Raw genomic sequence first — 16,505 nt, 5'->3', positions numbered from 1 at the left:
ATCGCGCACTGCCGGTGGCGCGGCCGCCGGGTGGCGATGCGGATCGCCCGCGAACACGGCCGCTGGCCGGTCCGCACCGTCACCGACTCCTGGGTATACCTGCTGGCCGACGGTGAGGACATCGCCGACGAAAGCGCGGCGTTGGGGAAGATGTCGGTGGAGAAGGACGTGGTCCTCACCGACACACTCCTGTCCGCCTTCACGTCGGCCCAGGACGTGCACGATGTGAACCTCGCGATCAAGGCGGCCTTCGCCGACAACGAGGACGCCGACGACGTCGAAGGGGAGGGGGTGCTCTGATGGCCCTGCATCTTCCGAAGCCGCGCACCAAGAAGCCGGCGCAGGAGGCGGTCGGTCTCGACGGCCTCAAGGTTTCCGTTGCCAACGCCGCGACCAGCGGTGTGGAGAAGTCGAAGCAGGTCAAAAGTGGGGGGCTGGCCGGACTGACCAGCAAGGTCTCGGTCAAGCAGCTGCGCAAGGAACTCGGCAACGAGGGCCTTCGGCAGGCGGCGATCGATGCCGGCCGCACACCGCCGTCGGCGCGCACGTTGCGCCGGTGGGCGCAACAGGGCCGCATTCCGCATGCCGATGTTCTCGAGCGTGCGCAACGGCGTGCGGCGATCGAACGCCTCGGCGGAGTCGACGCGGTGGCGGCGAAGATCGGGCGGTCCCGCTCCGCGGTCTCCCGGTACCGGTCCGGCGAGACGAACGAGTTGCGCGCCGACGCCAGTAAGAAACTCAAGAACGTCAAGGCCGAGGACATCATGAAACGCGCCGGAGTGCTGCGCCCGGACGGGACCCCGAAGAAGGCCGTCATCCGGGTCAAGGGTGGTGTCATGGTCCGCAACGGCGCCGACGAGGGATACGACTACCGGGTCCGGACCCTGGATTTCGCGAACTCGGACACACCGTTCACCAGCGACGAGTCCCGCGAACTCGCCGCCGCACTGGCCAACGACGATCACGCGCGGGTCGTCGCGCTGCTCGAGCGGCACGCCACCCTCGACTACCCCGAGAACAAGGGCTTCGACAAGTACAGCGACCAGTTCGGATTCCACTTCGACCACATCGACTCCGTCCACATCGACTGGATCTAACATCCAGCCGCGGCCTCCCAGGCTGGGCAAACTGAGTTATCCACAGGGCTGCTAGAGATTTTCGCGCCAACTCACGACACTGTGCCCCTCACCTCGACGTGGGCATGGCCGGCTGGGACAAGCGGTACTGCCTACCGGCAGGTGAACCACCACTTGTCCGCCGGGTAGATGAGGTGTCGATGCCTGCCACACGTCCGACCGCTCGCCGCGTACTCGCCGCACTGGTGACCGCGGCGGTCGCCACCGGAACGGCCGCGCTGACCGCCCCTGCCGTCGCACACGCAGACCCGGCGGGGTGCGCCGCCACATACAACCTGTTCATCCCCGGAACCTGGGAAACCAACGAGACCGCGGACCCTTCGGTGCCGGTGGGGATGCTCAAACCGATCGCCGACGCCATCAAGACCACCCAGGGTGACCGGGCCGAGGTCTACACCCTGCCGTACATGGCCCGCGCGTTCGACAATGGCCACACCTACGCCGACAGCAAGTCCGACGCACGCGCGAAGGCCGGTAACGTGCTGTCCGAAGAGGCAAGCAGGTGCGCGCGAACGAAGTTCACGATCACCGGCTATTCCCAGGGCGCGGACGCTGCCGGGGACCTGGCCTCCGCCATCGGCAACGGCAACGGCCCCATCCCACCCGAGCGAGTACTCGCAGTCGGGCTGTTGGCCGACCCCGGTGCCGGCACCAAAGGTGCCGCTGTCGTCGGTCCGCGCTCGACCGGGACCGGCATTGCCGACCCGCGCCCGCAGGGGATGGGCAAGCTCTCGGGGCGCGTCGCCTCCATCTGCTACTCCGGCAAGGACCTGTATTGCTCGATCCAGAAGGGCTCGAACCCCCTGCTCGGATCGCTCGGCTCCATCCTGAGCAAGTCGCCGAGCACCGGTGCCGATGCTGCCGCGGCAGGTGGGAATTCCACCGTCGCTACCGCATTGACCTCGGACTTCTCCAAGGCTGACCTACCCGGGATCGGCGCGAACACCACGTCGTTGGCGCGGCAGAGCAGCGCGAGCACGATCGACGTCGCCCAGGTCGCGAAGTCCGCCACCTCGCTGATGAACACGCTCACACCGGTGGCCGATCTGATTGCGAGCGGCGCCGCGAACTCCGCAGCCACCACACAATTGACCACCGCAGCGCCCGGCACGGCTGAGCACGCCGCCGGACAGGTCCTCGGCGTCGCCTCGCAAGCGGATCTGTCAAGCGCACTGACCGCCGCAGCGAAACTCGCGGACACTGCGTCGTCGCTGGTGCAATCGGGGACCACCACCCTGCCGTCCGCCTCGCCGGACGCGACCGCATTGTCGACCGCGGCAGGGACACTGAGCACCCAGGTAGCACCGCTGGCCGCCACGCCCGCCGACGCGCTCTCGTCCGCATCGAGTGTGCTGTCGGTGCTCAAACCGAGCGTCGTCGTCGGCCAGGCGCTCAATGTGGTGACGAACGTGACCGCCCTCGACCTCCCCGCAATCCTCCGCAACCTGACCCTGCTCCCGCAGAAGGTCGCCGCCCTCGACGCGCGCGGGGCACACCAGATCGCGGGGGAACTGAACAATCTTTTCTCGCCGTTGGTCCGGCTGGCCGCGGGTGTCGACCTGCGGTGGGTCTCCCAGATCCTCTCTGTCATTCCCGATCCGACCGGGTACACGCAGATCGCCGCACTGGTGACCTCGATCCTGGGGAACGTCGACATCGTCCGGCTTGCCAACCTGGTCGGACAGATCCAGGAAATCGCCTGGGCGGCCGTCGAAAAGCTGCTCCCGCCCCCTGGGCAGATACCGGATCCGCTCGGTGCCGGAGCGGCGATGACCGGACTGCTGCCGGTCGGTCTCGACCTCGCCTCCGTGGCGGTGAACATGCTCAGCGGGAAAGCTACCAAGACCGACGTGGCACTCCTGGGCAAAAAGTCGAACACTGCCTCCAATGCGATCACCACCCAGGCACAGAACGTCGACCTGCCCGGCCTGACCGGATCGTTGACCACGATGGCCAGTTCCCAGGGCGCAGACGACCTCGCCGCCCTGGTCGGAGAAGGACTGAACGCCGCGAGCTTCTTCGCCTCCGGTGCACACACCGACTACGGAAACCTAGTCGTGGACAACGCCGGCCGCAGCGCCATCAAGTGGCTGTCCGACTGGCTCAACCTGCAAATAGGCCGGGCCGCGTGACCTGCCTCCGATACCGAATCTGCACGTAGAGAGGCGAACTGTCATGACTACCCACCGATCACACAATCCCGCCGCACGGTGGGTCTGGTGCGCACAGTGCCGACAGCGCGGCTACCTGGCTCGCGGCGACGCCAAGAAGGTCCGTAAACAGCGCCACCACGGTGCCAAAGGGCTCGCGGTGTTCGCCTGTCCGCACAACCCCTGCCAGTTTCATGTCGGCCTCCGCCCAGCCGCGCTCGGCACCGGCACGCTCACACGAACGCAGCTGCGCCGGAACCAGCTGGGCCTGTTCACCGACGGCGCGGCAGCGACCAACTGAGGAGAACTGATGGCGAACAAGTTCCGGGCTTTGGCCGGCGGCTCCATTCTGGCCGCTGCGGTGCTCGCGCTCGTCGGCCAGCAGAGCGTGCTTGCCGTCGTCACAGACATGAACACCACCTTGGCTGACGTCTTCACGGTGGCCGACACCGAAGAACCTGCACCTGCCACAGCAGATGCCGCACCAGGCCTCGACCAGCTGATTGCCGCGCTGACCGTTGTCGACGAACTTCCCACAGTGCCCGGATACGACCGAGACTGCGGCAAAGGGAACGGCTGCGTCTTCGGCCCATCCTGGACCGACAACTACACCGGCCCGGACTCACACAACGGCTGCGACACCCGCAACGAAATCCTCAGAACCCAGTTGATCGACGTGCGATACAAGCCGAACACCCATGACTGCAAGGTCATCTCGGGCACAATCAACGACCCCTACACCGGTACCACGATCGCGTTCTCGACCGAGAAGCCCTCCGCTGTGCAGGTCGATCACATCTATCCCCTCTCAAGAGGATGGCGAGCCGGAGCCGCCACCTGGACCCCGGAACAACGCCTCGCCTTCGCTAACGATACCGCCTCGAACTTGCTCGCATCCGAGGGCAAAGCGAACCAGGCGAAATCAGACCAGGGGCCGGACACCTGGCTACCCCCGAACACCGCATTCAGGTGCGAATACGCGCAGAAATACCTGGCAGTCGCCGCCAAATACCACCTGGCCGTCACCGCCGGCGACGTCGACGCAGCACGCCGCGAGTGCACCCGATGACCAGCCGAAACATCAACAACGACACGAAGGAGTCTCAGATGACCCTCAACGCCGATGCAGTCCAACGTGAACTCCCTATCGACGAACAATGCTTGAGCGCGCTGAGAAACCGCGACCTTCGCCTGAGGCGCGCCGACAGAAAGATTCTTTGTCGTGTAATGAGGCAAAAGGGGAGTGAGGCGTTCTTCGTCGGTGGGCTGCTGGGAATCGAGATGGCTCTCTTCATACTGATTGCAGGGGTTCTCATTACGTTGGGCGATGACCTCGATTTACCGGTCCTCCGAAACCTCGCCGTAATCGCTCTGTGCGGAGCTGTGTTCCCCGCTGTCATGCAGATCCTCCGGTCGGTACTTCATTCCTTCAGGCCGATCCGCACCTGGCTTACCCGCCGCGCCGAGCTTGCCCAGGACCGCGCCGAACACGTGTTGTCCGAGATCTCAGGACGAATTGCACACGCGACCGACTGACAGGGATTCCCGAAACACACCCGGACCCACCCAGCCGATAGAACTCAATGGAGAACGACACGAACGCAACGACGCTCATCGGTTACACGGACCGGTGCCAACGCTGTTCGTGAAGGGAACACTCATGCCGCTCTTCATGTGGATCTTCTACCTGCTCGGAATCGGCACATTCCCCGGTGGCAGCTCCTTCTAGGCCACTATCGCGCACAGACTCTTCACATTCACCGCCCCGCGGGCACAGCTTGCACGCCCGGCCGGGATGGTGTTGTGTTGGAAGGTCTCTCTTCGACTTGTGAAGCGCGGAGAGAGCCGATCCTGACTTCCCCCCGCGAAGTTGATGTGTGCCATGCTGAGGGCACAGTTCGTGAAAGCGTGGGGGAAACATGGCTGTTCAAACACTGACGCGATCCGCCGGAAGGCATGGTTGGACGATCCGTTGCGATCTGTGCGAGCACCGGTTCACCGCCGCAGTGGCCGGCCAATCCGACGCGTGCAGCTTCGCGCAGACCAACGGGTGGATCATCGATGACACCACACGCTGCCCGATGTGCGCGGCAACGCAGTCGGCGGCGGCCCGACCAGCATGAACCTGCGGCCGGGCCGCAAGCAGAGCCGTGGTGAGGTAGACCAGTCGTCAGCGAAAGGGGAGAGGCGATGGGGGAGTCCAACCGGTCGGGGCAGGTACTTGTCATGGTGTCGTTCTGGTGGAGTCGCGGAGACGAACTCGCCAACCACCAACTCGGGCAAATCCTGACCCGAGCAGGATGTTTGGACGGGGAGATCACCGACGCCGCGGCCGTCGATCGTGCACTGCGTGCCGTCGGTGACGAGCCGGCACTTGTGGCTGAGCTGGACGAATGGTGGCAAATGGTCGCGGCCCGCCGAAACGACAACACCACCCGGAATCCTGGTCTCAGCCTCGGCGGTTCGATCCGGCACCTCACCGACCGCCTGGACGCGGACCGAGTTACCCCGGAGTCGATCGAGGAATGCCGCCGGCAGATCGCAGCTCTCGATACCCAGATCGTCAGTGCGAAAGACCTGCCCGAACTGGCCCACCCCGATGCCGAGATGCTCACCCTCCTCGCCCGCTACATGGAGGCGCGGTCACGGGTATTGGCAATGACCTCAACGTGATCCAGTCACACGAGTAACAACTTGTGTTGAAATCGGTGGCAGCTTCGTGTTCTGTAGGCGTTGCGGGACCCTCCCCCCCCGAGCCCGCAATGGCCGCTCTAGCCTCCCCTTGGCACCTGAGCGCGCCGGAAGCGCCCCAGTCTGGTTACCAGCTGGGGCGCTTCCTATGCCTTGTCGATCGGCCCAGCACAGCCCTTCATGGGACGAACTGGAGCCGGTGATCATTCGTTTGAACTGGGGAAATGACACGTCCCCTTCGCTGCGTGTCAAAGTCGAGAGGAAACGATGCGATGACGAGCGCTGCTGATCCCCGCCGGGTGAGTATCACCGAGGAAATTCACTCTCGGCTGTTCTCTGATTACAAACGCCCACCGCGAACCGACCCCGGCCATCGTCGACCTGAAACCGCCGGCGACGGGCGCACTACGCGGCAAAGGGTGTAAGGCCACTGCGTGTCGGGATTCGCAGGAGTTGCTGCTGCGGTTGCAGTTACGATGACGAGCCCGCGTTCTGTGCGCGGACCGGAGGCTGGCGGACCGCGGCTCACCCTGATCTGTCAGCGATCGAACTTGTCTGGAGTTGCCCACCGGTCTGCTTGAGGTTCGGGGCCGACGCACGGTGGTATCCGGACTGTGGTGCCGCATGCTCGACAGAAGAACGTGCGGTGCCCGCCGTGCCCGGCGTTGGCACAGCCGCAGACCTCCCACCCGACCAGGCACGTTCCGCCGATCAAATCATGACCGTTGGGGCACTGGTCAGGGGCGGGTTCGGTGGATCTCACCAACTGATCTTCGCACATATGTTCGACTTTGCTGCTATGCTGGCAATACCCCGGTCCGGAGGGAAGCCGGCCGGGGCATAACTCCAGTTGTGTACGGGTTCCAGGGGTTCGGGGGGACGGGCCGCCTGTGTCGGTCTCGCCTGTCAGAATCTGCCGATGAGCGAGATGTCAATGGAACGGCACGTACTCCAATTCATGGGCGCGTACACCGAGTTACAGGATTCGATGCAGTTCTACGTCTATGGGCACCTTTCGGACGAGGAGCGGCAGGAGTTCACCAAGCGGAACCCGGACAGCAAGATCCTTGATGCGTTCAAGAAACTGTGCCGACACACGTGAATGTCGCGATGCCCGAGATGATCGCTGCCACGTACAAGGGAGCCGGCCCGTACCGGAACGACCTGGCGCACATGCTCAAGATCGAGTCGATTGACGGCGAGAGACCCAATCGAGTGATGCGGTTTGTTCGCTACGACGACTACACAACTACGGGGGAGTGGGCGAGCCAGAACAAGAAGACAATCGAGATCACCGAACGCCAACTCGTGCGTGGACCGATGACCTGCGTGACTGCCGCAAGTTCATCAACGTCATCTTGTGGATATCTGGGATGAAGGATTGGAGCGATGACGCGCAGATTGGTGCGTCATCCATTCCGTGGTGGGACGGAAGGTGGGGCGAGCCGCCTCAGTTCGGTGAAGACTCCTACGCGCCGATTGGGCGGTACAGGGCTTCCCCGAATCCCCGTAAGTACTGGTTGCCGAAAAATGACTGGTCGGAGCCCGCACCGCATCCGCTGGCGTGACCACTCAGGGTTTTCTGTCGGTCATGCCCGTTAGGGTGCGCATCATGAACGATGACCACACCATTGCCTGGTCCTGGCTCACCCCGGAGCAACAGCTGGCCTTGCGGGCTAATCCATCAGGTCCCGTGCCTGAGCAGTTGGTGCCGCGACTCCAGCAGATCGGGCTTCTCGGGGTCGGGACAAAGTATCTGACTTCGCCTACTGGCGTGCGGCAGACGTACCTTCCTCGCGACTTAGTGACGTTCATCGAGGTGCTGCCGCTTTCTGCATAACGCACTTCGGGCATTCAATGCCGACTACGCCCCCGCCGTCCTGAGTGATGGTGGGGGCGTTTCGATCGTTGATCGGCTACGGCATTTGGTCGGGTGCAACCCAGCGTTCCCCGGGTTTGAAGTCCTGGCCCTACATCGACGACAGCACCCCCGGGTTCGGGCGACCATGCCTGTGCGGCTGCGGCACAGAAGTCCACGGAGCACCCTTCGTGCCGGGTCACGACCAGGCAGCCCTGCATCAGCGCGTCGCCAAGATCGGCTCGATCGCCGACTTCCTTCAGTGGTTCGACAACACCACCAACGCCGAAGCGAACTTCGACGAACATGGGCCGACCGTGCTCCGCGGCGATGGACGAATGGACCTGACCGTATACCCGGACGGGCGAATCGATCTGAAGTTCGACCCGAAGAAGCCGGACCAACAGCAGTGAACCCATAGACATCACCACGTGGTCCTGCCGTCCGGTTCTCGCACGCCTAGCGATCAGTTTCCGACATATCGACCCAGGGGGGAGGGGACATGTCATCTCCGCAGTACTCTGCGCTCATGTGTCGCTCGAAATCACACGGAGCCCGCCGGTGCCCGGGGTGCGGTAGTTACAGTGCCGCAGCGAAAGCGAACGCGAACCGCCGGCACGGCCGCAACGCCCGCAAGAAGGTAGTCGACCACCTGAAAGAGCAAGGGATGGTCGAGACAGCGGCCGCGGTGCAGTCGGCACCACCGAGCATCCTGTCGGAGCTGATGGCGGCGTTGGGTATCGACCAGTCGGTGCTGGGGGACACTCCGATGCCGAGTGTGCACGCGAACCCGCCGTCGGCAAAACTGCTGATCGCCCATGCTGAGGCCGAGCGCGCGAAGCTGGCCGGCTCGCAGATCACTTCGACGCAGGCCGCTCTCGATGAGGCCGAGCAACGCGTCGCCGACGCCGACGCGGAGGCCGAGGAAGCCCGCAAGGCGGTCAACCGGATTCGGGCCCGACTGAGGAAGGCAAAGAAGGCTGTCGAGGACGGCACCGGTTCATCGTTCGATGTCGCAGCGAAGCAGAAGGAGCTCGACGACGCCAAGCAGGCGCATATCGACGCCAAGCGCCGGCAGGTCGAGGCCCGGGAAGATCTGGCAGCGGCGAAGTTCGGGATGCGCGACGACATGGCCAGTGGCGCCGAGCGTGATGCGTATTATGCGTCGCTCTCGGATGACGAGGTCGATGCGATCGCCCGATCGCTCAACCGCCGCGCCGCAGCTGAAGCGGCGCAGGCGCTCTCCGAGGGTGGCCAGCCCGCCCTGGCGTCGGCTCCCCGGGACACGAGCATCTACAACGCCGGCACCATCGCGATGGAAACCGGATCCGGTGTCTCCGAAGTCGAGGGGCGTCTCCTCGACGGCGGTACCGCCATCTACCGGCGCGGAGCCTCGGACTTCGTCATCTTGCAACGCAAGGGCGACGCCTACCACCCGGTTGCCCAGGCACACGGCAAGAACGATGCCCTGGCCAAGGCCAACCGCATCCCCGTCATGACCGGGCCCGATCCGTTGCCCGCGAACGCCACGGAGATGCAGAAGCAAGCCCACGCGATGAAGGGGGACGTCGCCCTCGTCGTGGCTCGCCGAGCAGTCGACGGCTACGCCTCCACACCGTCCGCTCAACAGGCGACGATCGACGAGGAGATGGCCGAGGCGCGGGACAAGCTGACCGACTCGGTCGGCGGCGGCCCCGTCCGCGCGGACATCCACGACGGCATCAAGCGGCACCGTCGTGCGATGCAGGAGAAGGCCGCGGTCGAGGCCGGCGAGCAGGCCCGTGTGAAGGCACTTGCCGTCGGCGCAACCAAGGCCGAGGCGGACGCGGCATACGCCAAGGCACACCGGCGCGCACTGGGAACCCAGACGGTCGGAGGGGGCACCATCCCGCACTTCGACCACGACATCCCACCGCAGAGTCTCGGCGCCGACAAGCACGCCAGCTTGTGGCGCAGCGGAATCCGCGCCTACGGCCAGGAAACCGCTGACGACTACGCCGTGATCGCGCAGCGGGCCGGCGACCTGAAGGCCTGGGGATTCCAGACCGGACCCGGCGGGCACGTGCAGACCTCGAACATCGGCGCGCTGACCACCTCGAACGCGGAATTTGTGCAGAAGGTGCTCAGCTACAAGGAACGCAGCGCACTGACCACCTACACCGGCGGCAGCTACCGCTCGATCAACGCCGCCATCACCGGCCGCGACGCGAACCCGTCCGGACACATCAAGACCGTGGTGTCCCAGCTGGACTCGGCATTCGACAAGTTCCGCGGGCACAACCCGAACAAACAACCGATGACACTGGTTCGCGGCACCCAGGTCCCGAGCGGGTGGAAGGGCACCACCGAGGAGTACATCGACTCGGCCTTCACCGTCGGGTCGCGGATGGAGATCGGCAAGGTCACCAGCTTCTCCACGAGCCACGGCACGGCGCACAACTTCGCCGGCCACCCGCCGTACATGATGGTCGTCCGCACTCGGGACGGGCTTCCGGTCAAGTCGATCTCGAGCTACTCCTCCGAGGACGAGGTGGTTCTCCCGATGGGTACCCATCTGCGCTGCGTGAAGGTCGATCATCACGGCATCAGCGGCCGGCCGACGGTGTACATGGTCGCCGAAGACCTGGTCGCCGAAGCCGACGGCGGCACCGGCGGCTCCGCGACCAAGGCCGCGTAAACCCACACCTACCAGGTAATATGACACGTCCCCTCCTGAAGGGGCGACGAGGGAAGGACCATCATCATGGCCGCACTCAACGACGAGCAACTCGACGAGATCCGCCGGCACCTCGACGAAGGCATGACCCCCGACGCGATCGCCGACTACCTCGGGCGCGTCGCCGACCTGGACCTGATGGACATCGTCACCATCCGCTCCGCGGCGGTCGCCCTCTCCCGTGGGGAGACCCCATGACCGCACCTGCCGCTGGCAGCGACACCGCACTGCTCGCCCGCTACGGAAACGCCCTGACCGGCCTGGCCGCCGGTGACGCCTGGGGATACCAGGTCGAATTCACCAGCTACACAAGGATGCCCGCCTACCCGGTCGCTCCACCGGTCGGCACCTGGACGGTGTCCGATGATACGCAGATGACTCTCGCCGTTCACCGTGCTCTGGCTGAGGTCACCGATTTCGACGACGTCGAGACGGTTACCGGAGCCCTCATCCGGCAGTTCTTGGTGTGGCAGGTCGACCCGGACAACACCCGGGCGCCGGGCCGCACCTGCATGACGTCGCTGCGCAACCTGCGTGCCGGTGCCCGCTGGTACGACACCGACGGCGCCGTCGAATCCGCCGGCTGCGGGGCAGTGATGCGCCTGGTCCCCACCGCATTCGCTCCCGACCCGTACTGGTTGGGTCTGACCGCCCTGCAGGCTGTGATCACCCACAAGCACCCCCGGGCCGTAGTGCCCGCGTTGCTGCTCGCCGACGCCACCCGCCACGCCCCGGCCCAGCGCGGCCGGTTCCTCGAACATGCCCTCACGACTGCCGCGCAGATCCACAACGGCACCAGCACCTGGACCGAGGACCGCTACCTGCAGGATGTCCTCGCCCCGATCGCGGGGGACGTGTCATCGTTCCTGGTAGATGGCTTGAATGACGACGTGGCCGACGCGCTGATGCGCTCCGCGGACAGCCGGGACCGACTGCAGGATCTCGAGCCGGCCAGCTACGGCGACCCGTGCGCCGGCATCGGTGAAGGCTGGGAATCGGCCAGCGCTGCAGCCCTCGCTCTCCTGGTCGCCGACATGGCAACCGCCTCGGGCGGCGACGCTCCCTCGCTGACCAGCCCCCAGGCCCTCGCCTGGGCCTCGACGAGCAACGGCGACTCCGACTCCATCGCCTGTATCGCCGGCGGAATCATCGGCTCTGCGCACCCTGAGCCCGACTACTGGGCAGCGAACGGACTCAATCCGACTTTCGAGCCCCGCTACGCCGAGGAGCTCGCCGCTGCGGCACGTCAGGGGACGTGTCGTCTGCACTGGTAAACGCGATATCGACGAGCCGCCACCAGCTCGTTGATCGGGATTCGCCCCAGCGGTTTGCCCCCCGGGCGTCGTCGTGCTGGCGGGGCGGGACTACAGCCGGATCGTCACCGCCGTATGGCCGCACGCCCGCACTCCGCTGGCCGGCAGCCGCAGCATGGGCGAGCAGCTGCAGCGTCTCGCAGGAATCGCTGCCGGTGGGGGTCTCGACCACATTGGCCTGCATCAGAAGTCGGCATGACCCAGACATGTGGGTATGCCGCGCTACATTGCCCACCGGGCAACTCATGCCCGGTCTTGGTAGGGAGGAGACAAGAATGCTGATCGTTGCAATGCTCGCCTTGGGGGTGGCGTTTCTGGGCGGGGCACTGTATCCGCTGCGGGGGGTCGTGCGGAGCTGGAGCGACGGGGATCGATCCAAGAACCAGGCGACGGTCGCAGCCATGTCGCTCGTCGCCCTCTACGGCCTGCTGTTCCTCTATTCCGGGGTGGCAGGGCTTTTCGGCGCACGACTATCCGCTACGACTATCCTCGTCTTCTTCGGCATAACGGTGTTAGTCGGAACAGGCTTCGCGGTCGCGAGCTTGTACTCGAAACGCCGCGCATGGTCGCTGGACAACGAACTGCGGGCCGCGTCCGGCCGCCCCGGCCGCCGTCACTGGATGCCGCCGCTGTTGGTTGGACTCGTGTGGCTCTTGGGCGGATCCATTGCCCAGGTCGGCGTGCTGCTCCTGGTGGCCAGCATGAGTATTGGTGAACGCTCACCGGAGACAACGACGGACGACCTCGGCGCGACCGTTGCGATTGTGTTCATGGCTGCCGTCATGGTGATAGCTGCTGGTGCTGCGGGCATCCAGAAGTTGAGGCTGGACAGAGAAGAGAGCCGACTGCAGGTATCTGACCGCGTGATGGCGCAGCGAGGACACGGAGGAGGAAGAGGACGAATGAAGACGACAGCATCGCGGCGACCTCCCTGGACTGGGCCACGGTCGTTCTGAAGGAATCCGAACCGCCGCCGGCCCGCCCAGCGGAAGACGGGCTGATGAGTGCGTTGCTCGGCGTCGTCGTTCTCTCGATCGGCGGAGCCATTCTGACGGCGATCCCGCTGCTGTTCGCCAGGGCAACGGTTGCGCTGGCAGCCTTCGCAGACGTCGAGGCGAGCTACCTCACCGACCACTCCGGCGCCCTCTGGACACTGGCCGGCGCAACCACGGCGACAGTCCTCGTGGGGGTTGCTGCAGTGGGCGGCATGACAGCGATCGGTGCAGCCAGGAACAAACGAAAGCCCAACGAGATCACCGGCAACCAGTTGGCCGCTGCACCTCACGAGGTGCGCGAACTCATGAGTGACGCTGTCCTGACCGTCGAAACGATCAAGGATTCCCGCGCGTGGCGAGAAGGTTTGTTCACCGACGTGGACCTGCGGGCGGCTATCTGGGACATCGGCTCCCGGGTTCTTTGCGGCCACAGAACTGCATGACGCCATCACCGCGGCGGGCGAATCCGGTAACGGCGCGCTTGCACCTGAGGACGACCAGACCTACGCGTCGTCGTGCGCCCGAATCGCCGACGCAGTCCAGGCGTTGCGGGACGCCGCCGACGCAGTAACGCAGCTGTCGGCCGAACTCGCCACCGCGGATGCGCTCGCACAGCTCGCCGCCGAACGTGCCGAACGAGCAGAACAGGCCGCAGGGCGAATCGGGCGTCTGGTCGCGGCGCAGGCCACCACCCCGACGACGCCGGCCACGGCGGTCACCGACCTCAGTGAGACGATCACTACCCGGACGCTCGCATACAGGGAACTTCGTCAGGCCTGACCTGGGATAACGAAACCCCAGCCCCTCCCAGGGCTGGGGTTTCGTCTGTGTTGGGCGAGGCGAGGATCACGTCAGCCGATTCGGTGGACCACAGACGCGCGGGGACGTGTCATCACTGCAGTTCAAACGGTGTTACTGGCGCAAACCGCGCTTCCCGGTGGCCTACCGCGCAGTGGTGCGGGCGTCGACGAATCGGCGGATGACCTTGTCCCATCCCAATGACTCGAGGAGTTCCGCGGCGGCGACCCGTGAGGTGAGTGACCGCATCACGGCGATGTCGAGGTCGCCGCTGGTGCCCAGGACGTCGTCGAGGCGCAGGCAATCGACGTATCCGTGGTCCGTCCAGGGTTCGACGTGGCCGTCCCAGTCCGCGGTGTCGGCGTACGGCCCACCGAGACGCAGCTTTCCGCTGCGGTGGATCATCACGTACCGGGGAACCACCTGCATCGCCTCGTCGGCAGTCGCCAAGGTCACCTCGGGATCGGCGGCGGGATCTGCGCTCGCGAGCCGGCGGTCGTAGGACGCCGTCTTGACCGTCGCGACCTCGACCAACGCCCGCACATAGACCCATCGAGCCCGCTCGACCGAGTCCGCCCACGCCGATTCCTCATCCGCACAGGAGAACACGTTCTCGGCCGAGGTCCGGATCAGCAGCCTCGTCCCCACCCGCTCGTGATCGGCAACCAGGTCCCCGTCGACGACGAGTTCGTCGTCATACTCGCGGACCCCGGTGATCGTCGCCACCGCAAGCACCTCGTCGTCCGGGGCGGTGACGAACAGTTCACGCTCGGAACGGACGCTGTCGACATCACCGGGAAACGGGCCACGACCTCGGGCGAACGCTTCCTGCTGGGTCAACCCGGCCCGAAACCCTGCCTCGGTCACCCCCAACGGATGATCGCGCAGGTCACCGAGCCGAACCCTCAACGTCACAGGTCGATCCTCCCCAATTCATCTCCCGCACACCGCCGGAGCACCGTTGGATGATAGCTATTGACCTGCGACGATGCCTCATCAGTGTGGCCTAACCGAAGTGAAAAAATGTGGCCGAGCTCCGCTTCTCGAACTCCCTGGACACGCTGTCGGCACGGGACATGATCGAGGCGTTGATCGCGGGCGAGCGTGATCCGCGGCGGCTCGGACACGCCGATGATCGTGTCCCCACTCAACCACCTCAGGAGCACCCTTTTCGTGTCAACGACGCGGCCGAACCCTTACTTCCCCAGTAGGGTCGCAGGCATCTGTTCGACCGACCGAGGGGGACCGGTGACGGGTTCTGCGTCCGAAAAGATCATCACGCCTGCCTCACGCGCGTTCTGGGACCGCAGTTTCGCGGGCCGCCGCGCCCTGTTCGAGGGGCTTCGTCAGCGGCCGGCGATCGAGTTCCACACGGAAACAGCCGGTCCGGGCTTCTGGTCGGTCGTCGGATACGACGACGTGGTGACGGTGAGCCGAAACCCGGAGGTCTTCTCCTCGGCCAAGGGCTTCACCATCGACGACGTCCCGGTCGAGATCCTCGAGTTCGCCATGTCGATGATCGCCATGGACGACCCCCGTCACCGGCGGCTGCGCGGCATCGTGCAATCGGCGTTCACCGCGGCCTCGGTGCGGGGCATCGCCGAGCGGGTACGCGGATACGCTGCGCAGATCGCCGCAGACCTACCCCGAGATGCGGTGTTCGACTTCGTCCCCGACGTCGCAACCCGGTTACCGGTGCAGGTGATCTGCGAACTGATCGGGATCCCGGAGAACGACCGGCCGATGATCCTGACCGCGGCGGCCGACGTCATTGCCGGAGGGGGCGATCAGGAGTTCGTCACCGCACCCGGCGGCGCGGCCGGCCTCGGCCAGATCTACGGATACGCCCTCGAACTGGGTGAGAAACGCAAGGTGGACCCGGGCGAGGATCTGACCTCCCGGCTGGTGTCGACGGTGGTCGACGGGGAGACACTCACCCCGGCCGAGTTCGGTTCGTTCGTCATCCTGCTGATCACCGCGGGTTTCGAGACCACCCGGCAGGCGTTGGCCTGGGCGCTGCATCTGCTCACCGAGCACCCCGAGCAGAAAGAACTGCTGCTCGCCGATTTCGCCGGCCACATCGACAACACGATCGACGAGGTGATCCGCTTCGCCTCCCCGGTGCCCTACATGCGGCGCACCGCGACCGTCGACACCCAACTCGGCGGTGCCCAGATCGCGGCGGGGGACAAGGTTGTCATGTGGTATTTGTCCGCGAACCACGACGAACGCATCTTCGACGGTCCGGGCCGGTTCGACATCACCCGGGCGAACTCCGGCAAGCATCTCGGGTTCGGGGCGAAAGACATCCACCACTGCCTGGGTATGAACCTCGCACGGCTGGAGCTGCGCGTCATGCTCGAAGAACTTTTCACCGCCCACCCCGCCCTCCACGCGGTGGGCGAACCGGAACTGCTGCTCTCCGCGTTCGTCAGCGGCATCGATTCACTTCCAGTCCTGACACGTGACTGACGGTGCCCGAGGCGTCACCTCGACCACAGGGCAAAAGAAGCCTGAACTGCGAAGATGACATGTCCCCTCCTCTGACTCCAGCCGGGGCATCGAGGAATCGGCCTGCGCCTTTCGCACTCTCCTGTATCCGACTTCGGAGAATCGTCTAGCGGCAGAGTCTCCGAACGCCGAAACGCCCCGTCCTCCCAGCATGGACGGGGCGTTCTGGGGTTGGGAGAGATAGCCGGCGGGGCAGGGACATGTCATCTGTGCAGCTCAGGGCAAAATTCTGACTCCAGTGACATCGAATGCGGGCGAACGCCAATCACTCTGAGCGTCGGCGCCGAGGCTTCTGCACATCGGTGCGCGCGCCCTGCCCGGGTCTGTTGTTGGCCCA

19 protein-coding genes and 1 pseudogene are annotated in these 16,505 nt (G+C 65.3%); 19 read left to right on the top strand and 1 reads right to left on the bottom strand.

The features are described 5' to 3' along the window. The 18 genes and pseudogenes from AZG88_RS54315 to AZG88_RS54305 form a co-directional block, all read left to right on the top strand. Positions 1-300: pseudogene (locus AZG88_RS54315) on the top strand (hypothetical protein); the annotation flags it as partial. Further along, positions 300-1,097: a hypothetical protein gene (locus tag AZG88_RS28010; protein ID WP_061699771.1), complete on the top strand. Its 798-nt coding sequence runs from the start codon at positions 300-302 to the stop codon at positions 1,095-1,097. The pseudogene AZG88_RS54315 and the gene AZG88_RS28010, both read left to right, overlap by 1 nt. 179 nt (positions 1,098-1,276) lie before the next feature. After that, positions 1,277-3,268 (top strand): cutinase family protein, encoded by a 1,992-nt coding sequence (locus tag AZG88_RS28005; RefSeq protein WP_061699770.1) that lies wholly within the window; start codon positions 1,277-1,279, stop codon positions 3,266-3,268. Between the two features lie 43 nt (positions 3,269-3,311). After that, the gene (locus AZG88_RS28000; RefSeq protein ID WP_061699769.1) at positions 3,312-3,587 is read left to right on the top strand and encodes a hypothetical protein; all 276 of its coding nucleotides are present in this window, start codon (positions 3,312-3,314) and stop codon (positions 3,585-3,587) included. A gap of 9 nt (positions 3,588-3,596) precedes the next feature. Then, positions 3,597-4,355 carry an HNH endonuclease family protein gene (locus AZG88_RS27995; RefSeq protein ID WP_231914231.1) on the top strand — a complete coding sequence of 253 codons (759 nt, stop codon included), beginning with the start codon at positions 3,597-3,599 and terminating at the stop codon, positions 4,353-4,355. 38 nt (positions 4,356-4,393) lie between these two features. After that, positions 4,394-4,822 carry a hypothetical protein gene (locus AZG88_RS27990; protein ID WP_156517643.1) on the top strand — a complete coding sequence of 143 codons (429 nt, stop codon included), beginning with the start codon at positions 4,394-4,396 and terminating at the stop codon, positions 4,820-4,822. Between the two features lie 654 nt (positions 4,823-5,476). Continuing rightward, entirely contained in the window at positions 5,477-5,959 is a 483-nt protein-coding gene (locus tag AZG88_RS27985; protein WP_061699767.1) for a hypothetical protein, read from the top strand. A 937-nt stretch (positions 5,960-6,896) separates the two neighbouring features. Further along, entirely contained in the window at positions 6,897-7,079 is a 183-nt protein-coding gene (locus tag AZG88_RS52045; RefSeq protein WP_156517642.1) for a hypothetical protein, read from the top strand. Between the two features lie 8 nt (positions 7,080-7,087). Beyond that, positions 7,088-7,354: a hypothetical protein gene (locus tag AZG88_RS27980; RefSeq protein WP_156517641.1), complete on the top strand. Its 267-nt coding sequence runs from the start codon at positions 7,088-7,090 to the stop codon at positions 7,352-7,354. 235 nt (positions 7,355-7,589) lie between these two features. Continuing rightward, a complete protein-coding gene (locus tag AZG88_RS27975) occupies positions 7,590-7,817 on the top strand; it encodes a hypothetical protein (RefSeq protein ID WP_063886900.1) in 228 nt (75 codons plus the stop codon). Between the two features lie 209 nt (positions 7,818-8,026). Further along, positions 8,027-8,248, top strand: a complete 222-nt coding sequence (locus AZG88_RS52040; protein WP_156517640.1) for a hypothetical protein — start codon at positions 8,027-8,029, stop codon at positions 8,246-8,248. A gap of 254 nt (positions 8,249-8,502) precedes the next feature. Next, the gene (locus tag AZG88_RS27965; protein ID WP_061699763.1) at positions 8,503-10,512 is read left to right on the top strand and encodes an ADP-ribosyltransferase; all 2,010 of its coding nucleotides are present in this window, start codon (positions 8,503-8,505) and stop codon (positions 10,510-10,512) included. A 66-nt stretch (positions 10,513-10,578) separates the two neighbouring features. Continuing rightward, the gene (locus AZG88_RS52940; protein WP_005574598.1) at positions 10,579-10,749 is read left to right on the top strand and encodes a hypothetical protein; all 171 of its coding nucleotides are present in this window, start codon (positions 10,579-10,581) and stop codon (positions 10,747-10,749) included. Beyond that, entirely contained in the window at positions 10,746-11,825 is a 1,080-nt protein-coding gene (locus AZG88_RS27960; protein WP_061699762.1) for an ADP-ribosylglycohydrolase family protein, read from the top strand. Before AZG88_RS52940 ends, AZG88_RS27960 begins: the two co-directional genes overlap by 4 nt. A gap of 73 nt (positions 11,826-11,898) precedes the next feature. Beyond that, positions 11,899-12,063 carry a hypothetical protein gene (locus tag AZG88_RS52035; protein WP_156517639.1) on the top strand — a complete coding sequence of 55 codons (165 nt, stop codon included), beginning with the start codon at positions 11,899-11,901 and terminating at the stop codon, positions 12,061-12,063. A gap of 76 nt (positions 12,064-12,139) precedes the next feature. After that, positions 12,140-12,820 (top strand): hypothetical protein, encoded by a 681-nt coding sequence (locus tag AZG88_RS27955; RefSeq protein ID WP_061699761.1) that lies wholly within the window; start codon positions 12,140-12,142, stop codon positions 12,818-12,820. Positions 12,821-12,873: 53 nt separating this feature from the next. After that, the gene (locus AZG88_RS54310; RefSeq protein ID WP_231914230.1) at positions 12,874-13,302 is read left to right on the top strand and encodes a hypothetical protein; all 429 of its coding nucleotides are present in this window, start codon (positions 12,874-12,876) and stop codon (positions 13,300-13,302) included. 103 nt (positions 13,303-13,405) lie between these two features. Further along, a complete protein-coding gene (locus tag AZG88_RS54305; RefSeq protein ID WP_231914229.1) occupies positions 13,406-13,639 on the top strand; it encodes a hypothetical protein in 234 nt (77 codons plus the stop codon). Positions 13,640-13,801: 162 nt separating this feature from the next. On the opposite strand, the gene AZG88_RS27945 is transcribed toward AZG88_RS54305, so the two are convergent. Next, positions 13,802-14,572, bottom strand: a complete 771-nt coding sequence (locus tag AZG88_RS27945) for a hypothetical protein (protein WP_061699760.1) — start codon at positions 14,570-14,572, stop codon at positions 13,802-13,804. A 333-nt stretch (positions 14,573-14,905) separates the two neighbouring features. Here AZG88_RS27945 and AZG88_RS27935 point away from each other — a divergent pair, with 333 nt between their 5' ends. Next, complete coding sequence (locus tag AZG88_RS27935) at positions 14,906-16,129, top strand: cytochrome P450 (protein ID WP_061699758.1); 1,224 nt, start codon at positions 14,906-14,908, stop codon at positions 16,127-16,129. Positions 16,130-16,505 lie beyond the last annotated feature (376 nt).

The organism is Rhodococcus sp. LB1 (assembly GCF_001583455.1).
In the GTDB taxonomy this organism is placed as follows: Bacteria; Actinomycetota; Actinomycetes; order Mycobacteriales; family Mycobacteriaceae; genus Rhodococcus_F; species Rhodococcus_F opacus.
This window is presented reverse-complemented; position numbering and strand designations above follow the sequence as displayed.

What these genes read in the sequence shown, in the direction of transcription:
- AZG88_RS28010 (WP_061699771.1), top strand. Translation starts at nt 300, where the DNA reads ATGGCCCTGCATCTTCCGAAGCCGCGCACCAAGAAGCCGGCGCAGGAG.
- AZG88_RS28005 (WP_061699770.1), top strand. Translation starts at nt 1,277, where the DNA reads ATGCCTGCCACACGTCCGACCGCTCGCCGCGTACTCGCCGCACTGGTG.
- AZG88_RS28000 (WP_061699769.1), top strand. Translation starts at nt 3,312, where the DNA reads ATGACTACCCACCGATCACACAATCCCGCCGCACGGTGGGTCTGGTGC.
- AZG88_RS27995 (WP_231914231.1), top strand. Translation starts at nt 3,597, where the DNA reads ATGGCGAACAAGTTCCGGGCTTTGGCCGGCGGCTCCATTCTGGCCGCT.
- AZG88_RS27990 (WP_156517643.1), top strand. Translation starts at nt 4,394, where the DNA reads ATGACCCTCAACGCCGATGCAGTCCAACGTGAACTCCCTATCGACGAA.
- AZG88_RS27985 (WP_061699767.1), top strand. Translation starts at nt 5,477, where the DNA reads ATGGGGGAGTCCAACCGGTCGGGGCAGGTACTTGTCATGGTGTCGTTC.
- AZG88_RS52045 (WP_156517642.1), top strand. Translation starts at nt 6,897, where the DNA reads ATGAGCGAGATGTCAATGGAACGGCACGTACTCCAATTCATGGGCGCG.
- AZG88_RS27980 (WP_156517641.1), top strand. Translation starts at nt 7,088, where the DNA reads ATGCCCGAGATGATCGCTGCCACGTACAAGGGAGCCGGCCCGTACCGG.
- AZG88_RS27975 (WP_063886900.1), top strand. Translation starts at nt 7,590, where the DNA reads ATGAACGATGACCACACCATTGCCTGGTCCTGGCTCACCCCGGAGCAA.
- AZG88_RS27965 (WP_061699763.1), top strand. Translation starts at nt 8,503, where the DNA reads ATGGTCGAGACAGCGGCCGCGGTGCAGTCGGCACCACCGAGCATCCTG.
- AZG88_RS52940 (WP_005574598.1), top strand. Translation starts at nt 10,579, where the DNA reads ATGGCCGCACTCAACGACGAGCAACTCGACGAGATCCGCCGGCACCTC.
- AZG88_RS27960 (WP_061699762.1), top strand. Translation starts at nt 10,746, where the DNA reads ATGACCGCACCTGCCGCTGGCAGCGACACCGCACTGCTCGCCCGCTAC.
- AZG88_RS27955 (WP_061699761.1), top strand. Translation starts at nt 12,140, where the DNA reads ATGCTGATCGTTGCAATGCTCGCCTTGGGGGTGGCGTTTCTGGGCGGG.